Genomic DNA, 17579 nt, shown 5'->3' with positions numbered 1-17579 from the left:
TGATTATTGACTGGATGTGGTCGTATTTCATCTCAGTGAAGCGTTAGGGGTGCGTTAGCGGGGCAAATTTACCCCAATTTATAATAGGGGCTGGACAGGTTTCACCACATGGCCCATGATGGGGCAAATTCCCCCATTTGATGAATATGCGGAACTGTTCCTCTGAACGGTTATCTATAAGCACGGCATTCTGCCCTCTCGATATTTCGGAGAGAGCGAATGGCCCGCATTCATTTTTGCAAAAATACCAAAGTTACATCCATGGAAGGTGTGACAATCGATTTTAACGATGCGCTTATGCAAGACATCGCTGATTGTTACGATCCCAAACTTCAACCTGCGCCGCTTGTCTTTGGTCATCCCAAAACAGAAGACAAATCACATGGCTGGGTTGATGCTATTGAATTCTCTGACAAGGGGTTATTTGCCGAAGCATCTCAAGTCAGCGCATCCTTTTCAGAAGCTTTTGAAAAAGGCGAATATCGAACCGTTTCAGCCAGCTTCTTTTTGCCTAAAGCTCCGAACAATCCGGTACCGGGTAAATTTTACTTGCGCCATATCGGTGCGTTGGGCGCTGCGGTCCCGGCGATCAAGGGATTGGATGCCGTTCAGTTTTCCGACAACGAAGAAGATATTCTGACGGTGGATTTCGCAAACATCTCCGGCTGGACCATTGCCGATATTGGTCGTGGCTTCCTGAACCTGAAAAAATTCCTGTTAAGCAAATTCGACCCAGAAGAAGTGAATGCGGCAATCGCCGACTTCCCGGCTGAAGGTTTGATTGAAGAAGGTGCTTATCAGGCTGGCAAAGAAGCGGGTGAAACTATTTCCGAAAATTCATCCAGTTTCTCCGACCCCGATAACCCTGAAGAGGAAGATATGAGCACGAAAGAATTGGAAGCCCAAAAGGCTGCCCTCGCTAAAGAGCGTGAAGAATTTGAAAAAGAAAAAGAAGCTGTCGAAAAAGACAAGGCTTCTTTTGCAGACCAGCAGGCAACGGCGACGGCTGCCGCCTTTATCGCACCATTGGTTGCCGCTGGCAAAATCCTACCTGCTGAAGAAGCTCAAATGGTTAGCTTCATGGCTGGGCTTTCTGAAAACGAAACCGTTTCTTTCGCTGATGGCGATGAAGAAAAGGAAAAAAGCCAACGGGCTATCTTCCAAGACTTCGTCGAAGCTCTGCCGTCTCGTGTGAACTTCTCCGAAGTCACAGGTGACAACGGCGACACCATCGACTTCTCTGACGCCGACGCGCTATCAGCGGCTGTTCGCACCTATATCGCAGAACAAAAAGAAAAGGGTTTTACCGTAACGTCGGCTGAAGCCGTCCAACACCTGAAAGGTAAATAAATGTCTGATTTTGGACTAATCAAAGGTCGCACCGCCGACGGTGCAATTCCGCAAAATCGTATTGTCAAACATGGCAGTGCAGATGGCAATGTAGCCTTAGCAACAACCGCTACGGACTCATTTGACGGCGTTAGCGGTATTCGTGGTGCCGATGCTCAAGGTGATCGCATCGACATCTACAAAGACGGCATTCGTCCACTTGAATATGGCGGTACCGTTGCCGCTGGCGACCCACTCACATCAGACGCCACAGGTCGGGCCATCAAGGCTGCGCCTGTAGCAGGTACAAATGTCCGTTGTATCGGCTTTGCTGAAGTATCCGGTGTTGTCGGCGACATTGGTGACGCCCACATTGTCCCGTTCATCATGCAAGGTTAAGGAATTGAAAAATGCCCGAACAATTTACTGAAAATGTCGAACTAACCGCAATCTCGCGTGAATATAAAAACGAAGAATACACGCTCGTTGCCGATGAAGTGTTGCCTGAGCAACAAGTGGATGATGAAAAGTTCACTTATATGACTTACCCGGAAGCCCAAAACTTTTCCGTTCCTGATACCCGTGTCGGACGTCGTTCTGCACCTAACCGCGTAGAACTGGAAGGCAAGGAAGAAACGGGTCGGACCTTTGATTACGCAATTGACGTGCCCTTGGACAACCGCACCATCAAGGCTGCTGAAAAACGTGGCTGGGACCCCAAAGCTCAAGCTGTCGGTGTTTCAACCAACATCATCAAATTGGATCGTGAAGTTCGTTGCCATGCCTTTGTGAGCGATCCGGCAAACTATAGCCCAAATTTGGTCGAGGCACTTTCCGGGTCGGATATGTTCAGCGATCCCGCATCGAAACCTTACGAAGCAATCAAGGACATGATGCGATCTTGCTTGATGCGCCCTAATCAGTTGGTGTTCGGGTCCAATATTTTTGACACCCTAACGGTGCATCCGCAGTTGTTGAAAAAAGTCGGGCGCTCAATCAACGCCGACGGTGTCCTGACAGAAGAAGATTTGGCTAAACTCTTCAAAGTCAAAAAGGTGATTGTCGGTGAAGGCCGGATCAATATCAATCGCCCTGGTCAGAATGCGACTTATCATTTCGTCTGGGACAATATTGTTGCTGGTCACTTCATTGATCGCACGGCAACGCCTCAAATTGGCGGTGTCACATTTGGCTTCACTGCCCGCCATGGACAACGGATCGCAGGCACTGTCAATGTCGATATGGGCGTTGAAGGTGGCGTGCTGGTTCGCGCTGGCGAATATGTTAATGAAATTGGTGTCGCCTCCGCTGCTGGTTTCCTTCTGCAAAATGCTCAAGCATCACAAACTTAAGGGGTGAATAAATGTCTGAACTGAAGAAATATGAAGTTCTGGGTAACCTGAAACATGACGGCAAAAAATACAAACCTGCCGCCAAAGGTAAAAAGCCGGGTGATGACAACATCGTTGAAATGACACCTGATGACGCCGCCGAGCTGATCAAGCTCGGTGTCCTTTCCGAAATGGAAGGTCAGGAAAGCGATGAAGAACGCCTGATGGCCTATCTGCGTGATGCCTATGCCAAAACGCCGAACAACTCGCCGAACTTGAAAGACATCAAAGCAGACCTTGGTCTGGAACTGTCCGGTTCTGAACGTGATGCTGCTTGGGAAAAAGTAAAGGCAGAGGCCTCAACTGAATAAACCACCCTGAAACCGGTCTTTGAGTGTCTGTCATCCGGCTCTGCCAGACATGAGACCACAAGGAAGTCGCCCCTCCATTTACCGAGAATAAATGTGAGGGGCGCACTGCGCTTATTAAAGGACAATTTGTAAAATGGCATATGCCGATAAATCAGCAATGGAACAACGCTTCAAGGATTTGGACTTGGTTGAACTGACCAATGCCGACGATCCGCATGCTGAAGTTATCAATGATGCTGTTTTACAAACTGCCCTTGATGATGCCTCCACAGAGATTGATCTGCATGTTGGTAGCATTTACGTACTTCCTTTGACGGTTGCGCAACCCGCACTTATTCCAGTTTGCTGTGATATTGCCCGTTTCAAGCTTCACGCGGGTAAAGCGACTGAAGAAGTGAAAGACCGCTACAACAACGCTGTCAAACTTCTGGAAAAGATCGCCAAGGATGAAATCATGCTTTCGGCTAAGAGATTGCAATCTGCCAGTGGTCCTGTCTTTCAGGCAGCCCCCTTAAAGTTCAATTCCGGGGAGCTGTTTAAATGAGTGCCAGCATTGAAGTCGATTTCTCCAAACTGGGGCGCATGGGCGCACAGGTACAAAGGTTTCTGTCAAACGTATCTGAGACCGACCTTTTGCTGGAGGCGATCGGCATGGGTTTTACGACCGAAACCAACACCCGCTTTCGTGAAGGTAAAGGCCCAGAAGGCGTTCCATGGGAAAAGACAAACCGTGGTGGTCAAATTCTTGTTGATAGCGGCATCACACGCGACAGCTTTAACTCTCAAGTTGAAGGCAGCACTGTCAAACATGGTTCCAACCAGCAGCATGTAAAAACGCATCAGTTTGGCGCTGTCATCAAACCGAAGAATGCCAAGGTTCTTGCCTTTGAAATCGACGGCAAAATGGTCTTTGCACGCAAGGTCACTATTCCGGCACGCCCAATCCTCGGCATTGATGACGGAACCACCAAAATGATCCGTGGCGAAATCGCTGATTTTGTACGCGCAGCCAGAACGGGAGCGTTCGCATGATCGGTCCTATTGAAACAGCCATGACAGATAAGCTGAACGAACTGGCTAAAACCAACGCCTTCAAAGTTAAGGCAGAAAGTTATGGCGGCGAGTTAACAGATGAATTCCTGAAGGATGCTGCTCAGAAAGCTCCTGCGATCTGGATTGTTTTTGCCGGGATGACGCCCAAGAAAAAAATGCGTCATGGTTCAATTGATTATGAAGCCAGTTTTGTCGTGATCTCTTGTGCTAAAAGCATGCATCAGGAAGCCGCCCGCAAAGGAGCGCGTGGAGGCAAGGTTCTTGGCGCATACGAATTGATCATGTTTTCAATCTCTGCCCTTGAAGGGTTGGAGCCAGAAGGTGTGTCCAGAGCGTTAGCGCCGGGTCGGGTAGCAAACCTGTTTAACGCCAAAGCCAATGACGAACATCTGGCGATCTACAGCGTCGCTTTCACTTGTCGGTTCATCTGGGATCGTGCCGTTGATGGTGATCTGGATGACTTCCTGACGCTCTATCACTCAACCAAACCGAAACTCGGTGATGCTGACAATACCGATACCCAATCACTGAACAGCGAAATTGTTCAAGATAAAGAACAAGAGGAGTCCGTTTAAATGGATGGAATGATGTACATCATGCCTGAAGAGGGCATGACGATTGACCACCCCGATACAAAGCAACCGATCGGCAAGGAAGGGGCATGGGTTCCCAACAACCGTTTCTATCGTCGTTTCATTCGCAATGGTGAGGCCAAAGAAACCGACCCTCCGAAAGTTGAAGAAATTTCGGAAGAGTCGGCAGAAGATCAACTGCAGTCTTACCTGCGCAATGCCTTTGCAGAAAATTCAGCAAAGGCACCGACCCTGAAAGACATTGAAAATGATCTCGGTCTGAAGCTTTCCGGCACTGAGCGTGATGACGCTTGGGAAAAGGTAAAGGCCGAAGCTGAAGCAACCGACAAACTATCAGCCAAGGAAGAGGAATAGACCATGAGTGAGGCAATTAGCTTTACAGAAATGCCGATCGATATCTGGACGCCGGGTATCTATATGGAGATCGACCCCTCTCTGGCATTGAACGGCCTGCCGGTATTCAAACAGCGTACCGTCATGTGGGGGCAATTGGGCACTGGGGCTGAAGCTTCAGTCAATCAGATTTATCATGTTATCGGCAATGAGGCGAAAACGCTCTTTGGAGCGGATGCAATGCTGACCGATATGGTCAAGGCTTTTCGCAAGAAAAACAAACATCAGGAACTGTTGATCATTCCGTTGGCTGAAAATGTAGCCGGTAACCAAGCCAGTGCGACTGTTACATTGGCGGGTGCTGCAAGTCGTGGAAACACCTTCCTGCTTTATATTGGTGAAAAACGCTATCAGTTGGGTGTCACAGCAGCCGAAACCGCAAGCAGTATTGCAGGGCGTCTGGCGACTATCATCAATAACGATCCTTCCTCACAAGTGACTGCATCCGTTGTTGGCGAGGTCCTGACGTTGACTTGCAAATGGAAGGGAGAAACAGGCAATGATCTGAATGTTTTCACTCGCTATCACAGCGACGATCAGGACGTTCCCGGCATCACAACAACTATTGTTGGTTTTAATGGCGGTACTGGAAACCCCGATCTGACAGATGCCATTGATACACTGGATGACCTCACTCAGTATCAAGGATTCGTGAACCCATATACTGACGAAGCAAACATGACAGTGCTTCGCGCAGAGCTGGATGAACGCTGGGGGGTTCTGTCTGCAAATGATGGACGTGCTTTCTGTGCCTTGAAATCTGGTGTCGCTGCCCTTAACACATGGGCCTTGACTCGAAACTCCCAAAACATTGTTCCGATCAACGCTGGCTTGCATTCACGTTCTCCCACTTGGGCGATTGCAGCAAGTTTTGCGGCTGACATCATGTATTCTGGTGCCACAGACCCTGCTGTTCCTTTTGATGATATGGAACTGATTGGCATCTATGGTGCGCCTTTGGGTTTACGCACAAGTGGTGACGAAAATGAAAGCCTACTGGGGAACGGTGTCTCCACACTGAAAGTTGGCGGCGATAAAAAAGTCCGTATTCAGCGTGCCGTAACCTCCTATGGCATGACGGCTTCCGGTGCAGAAGATGAAGCTTACAAAAGCCTCAACACTGTCATGCAAATGAGCTACTACCGTCGCTCGGTCATCAATTATTTTCAAACTAAATTCCCTGGACACAAACTTCAGAAAGAAGGTGGTAAGCGCCGCAGTCGAGCAGCGCGCATCATGTCACCTGAAGCTGCGATCCGGCATTTCCTCATCCATTATGACCTTATGTATGACGATGCCGGAATTATGGATGATTTTGAAGGCTACAAGGCTGACATCCTTTCCAACAAGAACACTCAGAAACGCGGTCGTTTGGATGTATTCGATCAACCGCGCCCAATGGATCAGCTTCACCAGTTGGCAGTTCGCTCTGCCTTCCGCCTGATTTAAGAAAGGAAGAAACATGTCCGATATTTTTGGCACCGCAACCATCACTGCTGAAGGTGAAGAGTTTGAATCCGTTCCCGGATCAGCAAAACTCAAACGTGGCCTTAAGACTGGTAAAGCGCGCAAAAGCTGGCGAGGTTTTGTTGGTTCAAGCGCTGTCGTCAATATGAGCGAAGTTACACTCGACATCGTTCCAACCAACGGTACCGATTTGGAAGCCTTTGCAGACGGAAAAATCGTAAGCATTGTTTTTGAAGATCAAGATTCCGGTCAAGGCTGGGTCATCTCAAAAGCAACCATGGAAGATGAAGGTGAACTCACCGATGGCGATGAAGCCTTGTATTCAGGCGTTAAGTTTGTCGGCAGCAAAGCGGAGAAAGCGTGATGCATGAAGTGACACTTCTTGACGGAATTAAAATTGGTGAAACCGTCTATAAAACCTTGGTCATGGATGTCATCAATGCAGGCCAGTGTATGGACGCGGTGGACGAAGCTGAAGAAATCCGGCTAACGGAAAAGAACGAACCGATTGTCATTACGTCTGAACAACGCATTACGGCACACCGCGTTCGCCGTCAGATCAAAAAACTGATTGCAGATGACGGACAAGAGTTCCAAGGCCCTGTCCCCTACAATAATCTTCGTAGCTGTTCGGAAGGCGATTATCGAAAAATTGTAGATCAGGCCACCATCATTGATGGTCTTTATGCCAGCCGGGAGAAAGAAGCCGGGGGGCGAGAAGAAGGCGCTACCGCCGAAGACGGTGCGCGCCCTAATTCTTCTTGAACGGTTGTGTCCCGGTTGGGTAGCTGGTTGGGTCTACCGCCGGGACATACTTGAAACCGAAACAATGATTTTGGCTATTGCTGGAGCAACTAATACGTCTTTAACCGATCTCAGAGAACTGCCAATTCACAAGCTGGTTCGATACGCCAATAAACTTGCAAAGCTAAAGAACAATGGGTGATTTTGACACACAGGTACAGTTAGATTTATTTGGAAATGTCGTTGGACAATCCAAACGATTTGGTCGTGCCATCAAGGATTTCACCTCCCAAGGTGCCAGAAGCTTTGCATCCCTTAAACGGGCATCTATTGGCTTGTCGAATGGTATTGATAACCTCGGCAACCGATATACGGGTCTGGTAACTGCCGCAGCCACCACATGGGCTGCGCGCGGTGTCATGACCTTTGAAGATCAGCTTAAAGACATTGAAGTTCAAGCTGGCCTGACCAAAGATCAGGTTAACGTGCTTCGCAAGACCATTTTCGACACGTCTCAAGATAGCAACATCCGCATTGATCCTGCCCAGTTGATGGCTGGTGTGGATGCTATTATAGAAAAAACAGGCGATCTGAAACTTGCCCAAGGCAATATCCAAAACATGGGTCTTGCCATTCGCGCCGTTCGAGCAGAAGGCCGTCATATCGGTGCAGTAATTGCTGGTCTTAAAAAGCTGAACGTCACCGAACCTGATGAAGTACGCAAGGCTCTGGAGCTGCTGATTGAACAGGGTAAAGACGGTGCTTTCACATTTCAAAACCTTGCCGCAGAATCAGGTCCACTCATGGCCTCTCTTGCTGCCATGGGTCAAAAAGGGATGGGAGCTGTCAGAGTTCTGGGGGCGATGGCTCAGACAACTCAAATGGCAACCGATAGCGCCGCTGAAAGCTCCACGGCTATTCAGGCACTAATCAATGAGATCGCCGCTAAGGGGAAATCTCTTGAGAAAAAAGGTATCACCGTCTTTGATCCCAGGGCCGCTGCTGAAGGCCGTGAAGTCTTCCTGAGCTTGGACACAATCATTCAGTCCATCATGGAACGGTCTGAAGGTCGTATGACCAGATGGGGAACGCTGTTCGGTGACGAAGCCAAAAAGGCGTTAAAAACCCTCGGTGCCGATTATCAGGATAACGGTCAGCTTGATCTCCTGAAGCAATTCATGGATGTACAGGTAACCGGCACCAAGATTGTTGAAGACGCAGCGTCTAAAACACAAACCCTCTCTGGCAGCATTGATACACTAACCGCTGCCGGAACACGTTTGGCCAATAGTAAGATGGCTGGGCCGATTCAATCTCTATCGGATGCAATCAACGATCTGGATGCCGATCAGCTCAATATACTGTTCAATGCAGCCGCTACTGGCGTCACTGCCGCTGCGGGCATTTGGGCGGTGAACAAAGCCGTTCGCACGACGGCAGCAGGTGTTAGGATGCTTTCGAGCTTGCGCGGTAAGTCTACGTCGATCGGCAGCGCATCTAAGGCCTTGAATGCGGCAGCCGCCCAACCCGTTTTGGTCACAAACTGGCCTGCTGGTTTCGGAGGATCAATGACCTCTGAAGGCGCGCGCAACTCAAAACGCAAACTGAATTCACGCGGTGGCCGTTTCGCCTCCTTGGGCCGCCTAGCAGGTCGCGCAGGTCGAATTATTCCGGGAGCCACTGTAGCTCTCGGTGCCTATCAGCTAGGAAGTGCGGCTTTGGATGGCGACACCAAAGGTCTGGTTTCATCAGGCGGTATGATTGCAGGTGGACTGGCTGGAGCCAAACTGGGGGCAATGGCGGGTATGCTCGCAGGCCCCATTGGTGCGGCAGTGGGAAGTGCCGTTGGTGGAATTGCCGGGTCTTATTTTGGCGGTGAAGCAATTGAATCACTCTATTCGTCTTTCTTCGGAGACAAGGGCGATAAATCCACCACAGACAACGCCGAACTCAAGAGCGCTATGTCAGACCATACTAAAGCTCTGAACGAGAATACACGCGCCCTTGCTCAAAAATCCAGCCGTCGTTTTGCGGTTTCGCATAGCGAATATGGTGGATTGGAAGGTGGTGCGCCATGATCGATATGGGACAATACCGTCAAGGTGATATTGATGGCGTACCGTTTCACACCGCATCCTCGCAGCGCCGAAGCGATCACCGTGTAGATGAGAAGGCCTTTCCTTTTGGTAGTGAAAGCCAAGTCACTGACATGGGACTGAAGAACCCCCAGTTTGAAATGAAAATCTTTGTTCTGGGTGAGGATGCATTAAAACGCCGTCGTGAACTGGAAGAAGTGTTTGACCGGATCGGCCCTCGCCGTCTGACCCATCCGACACGCGGTCAATTAACTGTTCAAATTCTCTCTGTCCGTGATGACGAAGATTTCACTGAACTGAATGTTGCTGACTTTGTTGTAACCTTTGTTTTGGCTGGACCTCAACGAGGTCTAACTGCCAGTGTGGATACACAAGCTGCGGTTATTACTGCCAGTCTCGCTGCTGAAGAAGCCGTTCTGGAAGCTTATGAACTTCCTTTGGAAGATGGAGAAACCGTCCCGCAGGATGAGCTTGTCGAAAGCTTTAACCGGATCAGCAAAACCTTCCAACAAGGCAGCGGCCTTTTGCGTGGTGATTTCACTCAATCCCTATCTTCTGTTGACGTATCGGTCATTCGTTCTGCCGACCAAATGGTAGGAAGTGCCACCGAGTTTGTTCAGACAGCATTTACAACAGTTCGACGGATTACCAGTTACACTCAAAATCCACAAAGTATTTTGCGGGCTCTTACTGCTTATTTGGTGCCGAACACTCAAAGTCTGTGGTCATCTTTCAAGGATGATGAACAGTCATTTTCCAGCCTGATTTTGTTGCCTAGACGAGATCCCGTCTCAGGCCAGTTTCATGGCGGCACAGTTACCAATTCAACAAAAGAACTGGATGAAACATTCGCTCAGATTTTCTTTGATGCGACAACGATCGAGACAGCCAAAATTATTGCTGAAGTCGATTTTGAAAACCTGAACCAAGCTATGGCATTTCGTGATGCAATCTCTGGTGCGGTTGCTGAATCGGTCTATTTCAACGCCAGCTCCGATCCACAAAAACAATCTGCGCGCCAATCTGCATTACGCAACCTTCGAACTGCTGTTTTTAGAGACATCAATGAACGTCGCACTCAACTGCCAACACTAGAAGTCTACACCACCCGCGCCAGTGAAACAGCGCGAGTTCTGGCCTATCGTCTTAACGGGACCCTTGATCATACCGCCAAGATCGGTAAGCGCAACGGTGTAAAACATCCATCCTTTGTTCCCTCTGAAACACCACTCCTTTATCAGAAAGGAGTATCCAGATGAGCGATATCACTTTGCATGTGAACGGCATGAAGTACAGAGGCTGGCAAGATGCGAAAGCCACTTTGTCCATGGATGCGTGTTTCTCCGAGTTCACGTTGCAACTCACTCAGGACTGGCCAGATCAAGTATACGGTGTGGGCTTGCCGAAAGTACGCAAGAATGATGAATGTGTCCTGAAACTCAATAATGAGACGGTTGTAACCGGCTTTATCAGTCGCCGTCGTTTGAGAACCGATGAAGATGGCTTTACCTTAAACGTCTCAGGAAAGGATCGCACAGCTTTATTGTTCAAGAGCGGTGTGCTTCGCGATCCGGCTGAATGGGTTAATCAAACGCCCGAGCAAATCATCTCGGATATTTGCAGACCATTTGGTATTTCCGTCATCAATCTCGCACCTGAAATTAACAAGCCTTTCAAAAAATTCACCCTCACGCCGGGTGAAACAGCCAACCGCGCGATTGAACGAGTATGCCGTCATCGTGGGCTTTTGTACTTTGCCAACCGCCTGGGCAATCTGGTTTTGGCAACTGCCTTATCAGCAAGTCGTTCATCTGCCCGATTACTCCATGGAAAGGGTGGCAATGTTTTGGGATGTGATCTGGACGACTCATTAGATAATCGCAACAGCGAATATATTGTGATGAGCCAGAACAACGGACAGGATTGGGCTTCTGAAGGACACACAAAAGTCACAGGTAGAGCAAAAGATCATGGTGTAAAACTCTATAGCCCAAAAGTCATCATCGCAGACGAACCTGAAGATGAAGACGGCTTAACTGAATTGGCTATAACCATGGCAGCTGTTAATGCAGGACGCGGTCAAACTATTGATTACCCCGTCGCCGACTGGTCACAAGGTAAAGAAGCTCCACTTTGGGATATCAATATGGAAGTGCCTGTTCAAGATGATCTGGAGGGTACCAACCAAATTCGCTTGATCAAGAAATGTGTATTCAGCGTTAGTGAAAAACAGGCAGCAGAAACATTACTAACGGTCACAGACCCGAAAGCTTTCACGCTGCGCGCTGAACCTGAAAAAGATGAGGGAGGATGGAATGCTTCCTGAATGGATCAGAGAACCCCTTGATGACATCAAAAACCGTATTCGCGCCCTGATTTCCAGAGGGGAGGTCACTCACGTCTATAAAAAAGATGCTGACCAAATCCGGCGCATCCAAGTTTCCGGTTTGTATGGTGATGGCTCCGACAAAATTGAACTCTTTGAACAGTTCGGTCTAACCAGTTACCCTCTGAGTAGCGCCAAGAGTTTTCTTGTCTCTCTGCTGGGTCAAAGAAGCCACCTTTTTGCTTTGGTATGCGATCCACGTAAGCAACCTGATTGTGAGGCCGGGGAAGTTATCCTGTGGTCGCCTTATGGTCAGCGCATCCATCTAAAAAAAGACGGAGGGATGGATATCACAGCGCCTAAATACATCAATATTTTGTCAGATGACATCATAGTTAAGGCAAATAAAAAACTGCGCTTGGAAGGTGATGAGGTAGAGGTCTATGCCAAGACCAGCTTTGCATGGGATGTGAATGGCCATGGTCAAACTTGGCACACAAACTATGTGGACAGCTGGACCATCGGTCAAATCTCAGGCACCACATATAACATTCTTCCGACAACATATTTAGGGAGGGATGAAGAATGGACTTTGCCATGATCAATACCTCCAGCGGTGCTTTTGATTTTGAAACAGATGGCACCGATCTTGTTATCAGTGAAGGTCTCTTGGAAGCAGTTATCAACTCCATTGGACGCGATGGCCTTGCCCCAGAAGGTCTTTTGCCGACAGGCGAAGATCGTAAAGGCCACTGGTCATCGGCGCTGACCGACGAAGAAAAACCAGCCGACGGTTCTCTGATTTGGACACTGAGACAACGCAAGATCACGGCACAACTTCCCTATGAAGTTTCTGAAATGCTGGAAAATTGTTGTGCGTGGATGGTGAACGATGAGGATGGTGTAGCCGCTTCGGTTTCCAAGGTGCGCGCTGCCTGTGAAAAAGCTTCTCGTCGGGGAAGACTGGATGCTGAACTCATCTTGTATTTGAAAGAAAGTGACGAACAGCGCCGCTTCTCAATTCTGTTCGATCTTCAAAACAACAAATACTTCATTAAGGAGTTAGATTAATGCCTTGGCCTAAGACATCTCTCAAAGAAAGAGAAGCTCGGTTGCGCACCAATATGGCAACCGGCTTAAAACTCAAAAGTGTTCCTGGGCGTTTAAGTAATGTAGGCGCGGTTTCGGCTGAAGTAGCCGCCGAAATAGATGATCTGCATAGCCGTCTGGATTACGAAAAAGACCAAATCAATATCGCTACAATGGATGATGACCATCTGATTGAAAAAGGTATTGAGATGGGTTTGCCTCGCCACCCAGAAACCAAAGGACAGGGAGAAGTCACTTTTTCCGGCACTGATGGTATTACGATTGAAGCAGGCACAGTGCTTCAACATCAACTCGGCATGATTTATACAACCGATGCCGCTGTCACCATCGATGGAGGTGTGGGTATTGTTGCGATTACCGCTGTTCAGGGTGGTTTTGACAGCAATCTCGCTGTGGATGAAAAGCTGTCATTTGCCCAAACCACTGTCGGTGTTTCTTCAGAGATTGTTGTTTCAAAGAAGATCACAGGTGGTCGCCCAGCAGAAGATAAGGAAGCGCATCGCTCACGTTTGCTTTATCGTCGAGCTAACCCATCAATGGGCGGAAACGATGCCGATTATGTTGTCTGGGCCAAGATGATTCCGGGTGTTTCAGATGTGTGGGTTTATCCTCGTGCCATGGGGCTTGGTACATGTACTTTACGCATTATGGCCTATGATGAACCGGACGGTCCTTTTCCAACTGATGAGCTGCGCGATCAAGTGAAATCTCATGTGGAAGGTCATATCAATCCGATCACAGGGCAATGGTCTGGCGCGCCGATCCCGGATGTGCCTGTTGTTTTGATGTCAGCTAAATACATTGATTTAGAATTTGAATATCTGGAACCAAATGATATTGACACTTTAGCGGCAGTCAAAAAATCTGTTGCAAAAGAACTTCGTAAACGTGCCGTTCCTGCTGGACTGATTGATTGGAGCTGGATCACTTCTTCAGTTTCCAACACTGTTGGCGAGGATAAGCATAAACTTATCGGTGATAGCTCAAATATCCAATGTGCCGTCAATGAAATTGCGGTTGTTCGCAATGTTACTGTGGTGGAGCAAGTCTGATGTCACGTACCCCTGATGACTATAAAAACGCGATCAAGGGTTCACTACCTCAAGGGGCTGCATTTACCCCTGAAGGCGCACCTAATCGTGACGGTATGATTGAAGCAATGTCTAAGGAACTCTCATCTGAAGACATTCTGATTGATACATTAAAGGCCGAAGCCAACCCTAAAAAAGCAAACCTGATGTTGCCGGAGTGGGAGAAAGAAGCCGGATTACCTGAATGTGCGCATCAAGGAAATTTGACGAAACAGGAACGTCTCAAAATTTTGAATGAAAAGCTAGATCGCGTTGGCAGCTGGAACATTCATGCAGTGAAACAGATGTGCATTGAACTGGGCTATGACGTTGAAATTGTAAATCATAAGCCTTTTGTTGGTGGGATTTCCTGCGGAGGTGACCGTGTGGGCGGCGGACATGAAATGCGCCTTTGGCGCAAGGTTAAAGTCAAAGGACCTCGTGTCACATATTTTCGGTCAGGCCAATCTACAGGGGGCGAAAAACTACTAACAATTCGAAGAGCCGATGATTTGGAATGCGTGCTTAAAAAAGCCTGCCATTCAGACCAAAAAGTCACTATGAGCTATGAAGGAACATAAAAAATGGATTTTGTAAAAGGCAAGGGTCGGACTGACGATATTTACATCGACGGCGACGCTGATACCAATACAGAAGGTACGCCTGTGTTATCTGATGCATGGGTTCACCCCATGAAAGAAATTATCAATGTGCAAACCGCCGCAGGCATTGATGCTGAATACGGCAACACCACACAGCTTGCTCAAGCCATCCAAACACTCATCGCGGCAGGTAAGGTTACGACAATCAACCTTCAAAACGGCACGGCATATACGCCTGTTTTGGCTGATGCAGAAGCATTGGTTCTTCTGGATAACTCTGATCCGGTGGCTTTGTCCATTGCGGTCGACGCAACAACCGATTTTCCCATTGGGACCACCATCGCCTTTCAGCAAGTTGGTGCCGGGTTGGTGACAATGGGCGGTGCTGGAATTACCTTTTACAGCCGGGCAGGCTTAATCAGCGGTGGGCAGTATGCTATTTGGTCAATTACCAAAGTTGCTGCAAACACCTGGTCTGTCGTTGGGGATTTAACATCATGAGCCTTGCGATCTTAAACCTTGGAATTCGTGCAGTTCCCAGAATTACATTCACCGAAGCAATCGGCGGAACCGTCACAGAAGATGGCGATTATAAAGTCCATACCTTCTTGGCTTCAGACACCTTTGAAGTCCTGCATGTGGGCACGGACGATACCGTCGAATACTTGGTCATTGCAGGCGGTGGTGGCGGCACTAACAGCTACGGCGGTGCTGGCGGTGCTGGCGGGTATCGGACCAACCGTATTGGTGACCTTTCAGGGGGGAATAATGCCCCTGAGAGCGTTATGTCTCTTAACAAAGTGACTTATCCAGTTGTTGTTGGTGCGGGGGGCGCTGCGGGGTCACAAGGTTCTGATAGTTCGTTTAATGGTATTGTCTCAACAGGTGGTGGACCCGGTGTACCTGATGCTGCTAATCCATCAACCGGGGACGGTGGATCAGGCGGTGGTGGCCAACCCCATTATCAGTATCCAAGTAACCATGGTTCGGCTACTCCTGGTCAAGGTATGGACGGTGGCTATGGATACGACACGGCGGGAGACGATGGTCAAGGTGGCGGCGGTGGTGGTGCTGGCCAAGTTGGCGGAAGCTCGACCAGCAGCCGTGGCGTGGCGGGTGATGGCGGTGATGGCCTTGAATCGACAATCACTGGTGCCGCTGTATATCGGGCAGGCGGCGGCGGCGGTGGTGCTCACTACTATACAAACCCCAATAACCCAGCCCAAGGCGGTCAAGGCGGTGGCGGTACCGGGGCAGGTGCATATGCTTATGGTGGTCCTGCCGCAACCCCCGGCGAAACCAACACTGGCGGTGGCGGTGGTGGCGGTTGCCTATCCTCTTACGGACCCGCCCAAGGCGGCAGTGGCATTGTTATTCTACGATACAGGTTCAAATAGATGGCTCATTTTGCAGAAATTGATGAAGATTATACGGTCGTTCGTGTTGTTAAAGTTAGCGACGAACATGAAGCACAAGGCGCACAGTGGTGTGAAGATTTCTTTGGTGGTGGAACGTGGTTGCAAACGTCATTTAACGGGACAATCCGCAAAAATTTTGCCGGAAAAGGTTTCACTTACGATCTTATTCTGGATGCATTCATTCCTCCCAAGCCATATCAGAGCTGGGTCTTAAACGAAGAAACAGCGCAGTGGGAATCCCCTGTACCGTACCCCGATGATGGGAATGGTCATAAATGGGATGAAGAAGAAACTGCGTGGATTTTAATTCCCCCGCCTGAATAATTGACGGGGGTCAGGATGCGCCAACATCCTGAACCGAGAGAAAGGACCTCTCACGACTAAAGCCGCCCCGCCTGCCCGATCGAGCGGGGCTAATATCGGATAGATTTATTAACAAATGGAGAATTTCCGCTGTGGCAAATGCCAAAAACTTTTAGGAAAAGTCGGGGAAACAGCCGAAGTGCAAATCAAATGTTCCCGATGCGGTACCCTTAACCACAAGAAGGCCCTTGAGCCTCACACCCTGAATGCCCAAGAGCATCCACAACAGAGTGTGACACATGACAAAGAACACAAATAATCCTGTCTTACCCCTTGCCCCTTACCTTGGGGGCAAGCGCAACCTTGCAAACCGCCTGATCGAGCGTATCGACCAAATCAAACATATAACCTATGCAGAACCCTTTGTGGGCATGGGTGGCGTGTTTTTACGCCGTCCCAATCCGGTGAAAGCTGAATATATCAACGATATTAACGATGACATTTACAATCTTTTCCGTCAGGTCCAGCAACACGAAAGCTATTTCGTGGATTATATGAAATACTTCATTTCGTCCCGCCGCGAATTCGAGCGCTTGGCAAAATGTCCCGCAGATGTATTGACCGAGCTACAGCGCGCAGCGCGCTTTCTCTATTTGCAACGGACTTGCTTTGGTGGCCAGCCGAAGCACAACAGCTTTGGTGTCTCTCCGGGGCGTTCTGCGCGCTTCAACCTGACCACCTTACAGCCCATGTTGAAACGGCTTCATCATCGCATGACAAATGTTAGTGTTGAGTGCCTGCCTTATCAGGACTTCATCACCCGCATAGATCGCCCAGGTACCCTGTTCTATCTCGATCCCCCGTACTGGGGCTGTGAAACAGACTATGGGAAGAATGTCTTCTACCGAGATGATTTCCAAAAGATTGCTGATCAGTTGGCCAATATCAAAGGTCGGTTCATCCTGTCCATCAATGACACGCCAGAAGTCCGGTCCATCTTTGACCAGTTCGATATCGAAGAAGTGAGCCTCAATTATTCGATCAGCCGAAACCAAAGCCACAAGGCAAAGGAGCTGATTATTTCCAATTAAGGCGTTAGAAGATATGTCGGGGAAAGCGTTTTTTAACGCTTTTTCTGTCCAGAAAGTAGTTCAAAAAAGTCCAGAAATCGCCGCCGCGCTATATGTCTCGAACTGGCAATCCGCCCTATTCGGGCATTCCGCACAGTTCAGAATCTGGTACCTCCGTAAACATAAAAAAAGGGCCCCCGGTGGGGACCCTGTTTTTATGGTTGCGGGGGCCAGATTTGAACTGACGACCTTCAGGTTATGAGCCTGACGAGCTACCGGGCTGCTCCACCCCGCGTCAATGTT

At 48.9% G+C, this 17579-nt stretch carries 23 protein-coding genes and 1 tRNA gene; 23 read left to right on the top strand and 1 reads right to left on the bottom strand.

The window, feature by feature from the left end:
- The first annotated feature begins 219 nt into the window (after positions 1–219).
- From RYZ26_RS15345 to RYZ26_RS15240, 23 genes are all read left to right on the top strand, one after another.
- Positions 220–1350 (top strand): hypothetical protein, encoded by a 1131-nt coding sequence (locus tag RYZ26_RS15345; RefSeq protein WP_317684116.1) that lies wholly within the window; start codon positions 220–222, stop codon positions 1348–1350.
- Positions 1351–1728 carry a capsid cement protein gene (locus RYZ26_RS15340; RefSeq protein WP_317684115.1) on the top strand — a complete coding sequence of 126 codons (378 nt, stop codon included), beginning with the start codon at positions 1351–1353 and terminating at the stop codon, positions 1726–1728.
- Positions 1729–1739: 11 nt separating this feature from the next.
- Positions 1740–2681, top strand: a complete 942-nt coding sequence (locus tag RYZ26_RS15335; RefSeq protein ID WP_317684114.1) for a hypothetical protein — start codon at positions 1740–1742, stop codon at positions 2679–2681.
- An 11-nt stretch (positions 2682–2692) separates the two neighbouring features.
- Positions 2693–3031 (top strand): hypothetical protein, encoded by a 339-nt coding sequence (locus RYZ26_RS15330; protein WP_317684113.1) that lies wholly within the window; start codon positions 2693–2695, stop codon positions 3029–3031.
- 133 nt (positions 3032–3164) lie between these two features.
- The gene (locus RYZ26_RS15325; protein ID WP_317684112.1) at positions 3165–3575 is read left to right on the top strand and encodes a gp436 family protein; all 411 of its coding nucleotides are present in this window, start codon (positions 3165–3167) and stop codon (positions 3573–3575) included.
- Positions 3572–4063, top strand: a complete 492-nt coding sequence (locus RYZ26_RS15320) for a phage virion morphogenesis family protein (RefSeq protein ID WP_317684111.1) — start codon at positions 3572–3574, stop codon at positions 4061–4063. Before RYZ26_RS15325 ends, RYZ26_RS15320 begins: the two co-directional genes overlap by 4 nt.
- Positions 4060–4659 carry a phage protein Gp37 gene (locus RYZ26_RS15315; RefSeq protein WP_317684110.1) on the top strand — a complete coding sequence of 200 codons (600 nt, stop codon included), beginning with the start codon at positions 4060–4062 and terminating at the stop codon, positions 4657–4659. The genes RYZ26_RS15320 and RYZ26_RS15315 overlap by 4 nt, the downstream gene beginning before the upstream one ends.
- A complete protein-coding gene (locus RYZ26_RS15310) occupies positions 4660–5031 on the top strand; it encodes a DUF2635 domain-containing protein (RefSeq protein WP_317684109.1) in 372 nt (123 codons plus the stop codon).
- A gap of 3 nt (positions 5032–5034) precedes the next feature.
- Positions 5035–6519: a phage tail sheath subtilisin-like domain-containing protein gene (locus RYZ26_RS15305; protein WP_317684108.1), complete on the top strand. Its 1485-nt coding sequence runs from the start codon at positions 5035–5037 to the stop codon at positions 6517–6519.
- Positions 6520–6532: 13 nt separating this feature from the next.
- On the top strand, positions 6533–6901 hold the full coding sequence (locus RYZ26_RS15300; protein WP_317684107.1) for a phage tail tube protein: 369 nt from the start codon (positions 6533–6535) through the stop codon (positions 6899–6901).
- Positions 6901–7302 (top strand): hypothetical protein, encoded by a 402-nt coding sequence (locus tag RYZ26_RS15295; RefSeq protein ID WP_317684106.1) that lies wholly within the window; start codon positions 6901–6903, stop codon positions 7300–7302. Before RYZ26_RS15300 ends, RYZ26_RS15295 begins: the two co-directional genes overlap by 1 nt.
- A 173-nt stretch (positions 7303–7475) precedes the next feature.
- Positions 7476–9359 carry a phage tail tape measure protein gene (locus tag RYZ26_RS15290; protein ID WP_317684105.1) on the top strand — a complete coding sequence of 628 codons (1884 nt, stop codon included), beginning with the start codon at positions 7476–7478 and terminating at the stop codon, positions 9357–9359.
- The gene (locus tag RYZ26_RS15285; protein ID WP_317684104.1) at positions 9356–10636 is read left to right on the top strand and encodes a DNA circularization N-terminal domain-containing protein; all 1281 of its coding nucleotides are present in this window, start codon (positions 9356–9358) and stop codon (positions 10634–10636) included. The genes RYZ26_RS15290 and RYZ26_RS15285 overlap by 4 nt, the downstream gene beginning before the upstream one ends.
- Positions 10633–11703, top strand: a complete 1071-nt coding sequence (locus RYZ26_RS15280) for a phage baseplate assembly protein (protein WP_317684103.1) — start codon at positions 10633–10635, stop codon at positions 11701–11703. Before RYZ26_RS15285 ends, RYZ26_RS15280 begins: the two co-directional genes overlap by 4 nt.
- A complete protein-coding gene (locus tag RYZ26_RS15275; protein ID WP_317684102.1) occupies positions 11693–12304 on the top strand; it encodes a phage baseplate assembly protein domain-containing protein in 612 nt (203 codons plus the stop codon). Before RYZ26_RS15280 ends, RYZ26_RS15275 begins: the two co-directional genes overlap by 11 nt.
- Complete coding sequence (locus RYZ26_RS15270) at positions 12289–12774, top strand: phage GP46 family protein (protein WP_317684101.1); 486 nt, start codon at positions 12289–12291, stop codon at positions 12772–12774. The genes RYZ26_RS15275 and RYZ26_RS15270 overlap by 16 nt, the downstream gene beginning before the upstream one ends.
- Entirely contained in the window at positions 12774–13865 is a 1092-nt protein-coding gene (locus tag RYZ26_RS15265) for a baseplate J/gp47 family protein (protein WP_317684100.1), read from the top strand. The genes RYZ26_RS15270 and RYZ26_RS15265 overlap by 1 nt, the downstream gene beginning before the upstream one ends.
- Complete coding sequence (locus RYZ26_RS15260; RefSeq protein WP_317684099.1) at positions 13865–14464, top strand: putative phage tail protein; 600 nt, start codon at positions 13865–13867, stop codon at positions 14462–14464. Before RYZ26_RS15265 ends, RYZ26_RS15260 begins: the two co-directional genes overlap by 1 nt.
- Positions 14465–14467: 3 nt before the next feature.
- Complete coding sequence (locus tag RYZ26_RS15255; protein ID WP_317684098.1) at positions 14468–14986, top strand: hypothetical protein; 519 nt, start codon at positions 14468–14470, stop codon at positions 14984–14986.
- Positions 14983–15882 carry a glycine-rich domain-containing protein gene (locus tag RYZ26_RS15250; RefSeq protein ID WP_317684097.1) on the top strand — a complete coding sequence of 300 codons (900 nt, stop codon included), beginning with the start codon at positions 14983–14985 and terminating at the stop codon, positions 15880–15882. Before RYZ26_RS15255 ends, RYZ26_RS15250 begins: the two co-directional genes overlap by 4 nt.
- Positions 15883–16227 carry a hypothetical protein gene (locus tag RYZ26_RS15245; RefSeq protein ID WP_317684096.1) on the top strand — a complete coding sequence of 115 codons (345 nt, stop codon included), beginning with the start codon at positions 15883–15885 and terminating at the stop codon, positions 16225–16227.
- 115 nt (positions 16228–16342) lie between these two features.
- Positions 16343–16525 carry a Com family DNA-binding transcriptional regulator gene (locus tag RYZ26_RS19965; protein ID WP_411576876.1) on the top strand — a complete coding sequence of 61 codons (183 nt, stop codon included), beginning with the start codon at positions 16343–16345 and terminating at the stop codon, positions 16523–16525.
- Positions 16506–17297: a DNA adenine methylase gene (locus RYZ26_RS15240; RefSeq protein ID WP_317684095.1), complete on the top strand. Its 792-nt coding sequence runs from the start codon at positions 16506–16508 to the stop codon at positions 17295–17297. Before RYZ26_RS19965 ends, RYZ26_RS15240 begins: the two co-directional genes overlap by 20 nt.
- Before the next feature lie 197 nt (positions 17298–17494).
- Here the strand turns inward: RYZ26_RS15240 and RYZ26_RS15235 are convergent.
- Positions 17495–17571, bottom strand: a tRNA-Met gene (locus RYZ26_RS15235).
- Positions 17572–17579: the final 8 nt, after the last annotated feature.

Source organism: Terasakiella sediminum, from assembly GCF_033100395.1.
Taxonomy (GTDB): domain Bacteria; phylum Pseudomonadota; class Alphaproteobacteria; order Rhodospirillales; family Terasakiellaceae; genus Terasakiella.
Note: the sequence above shows the minus strand (reverse complement) of the source record. Positions and strands in the feature narration are given on the sequence as shown.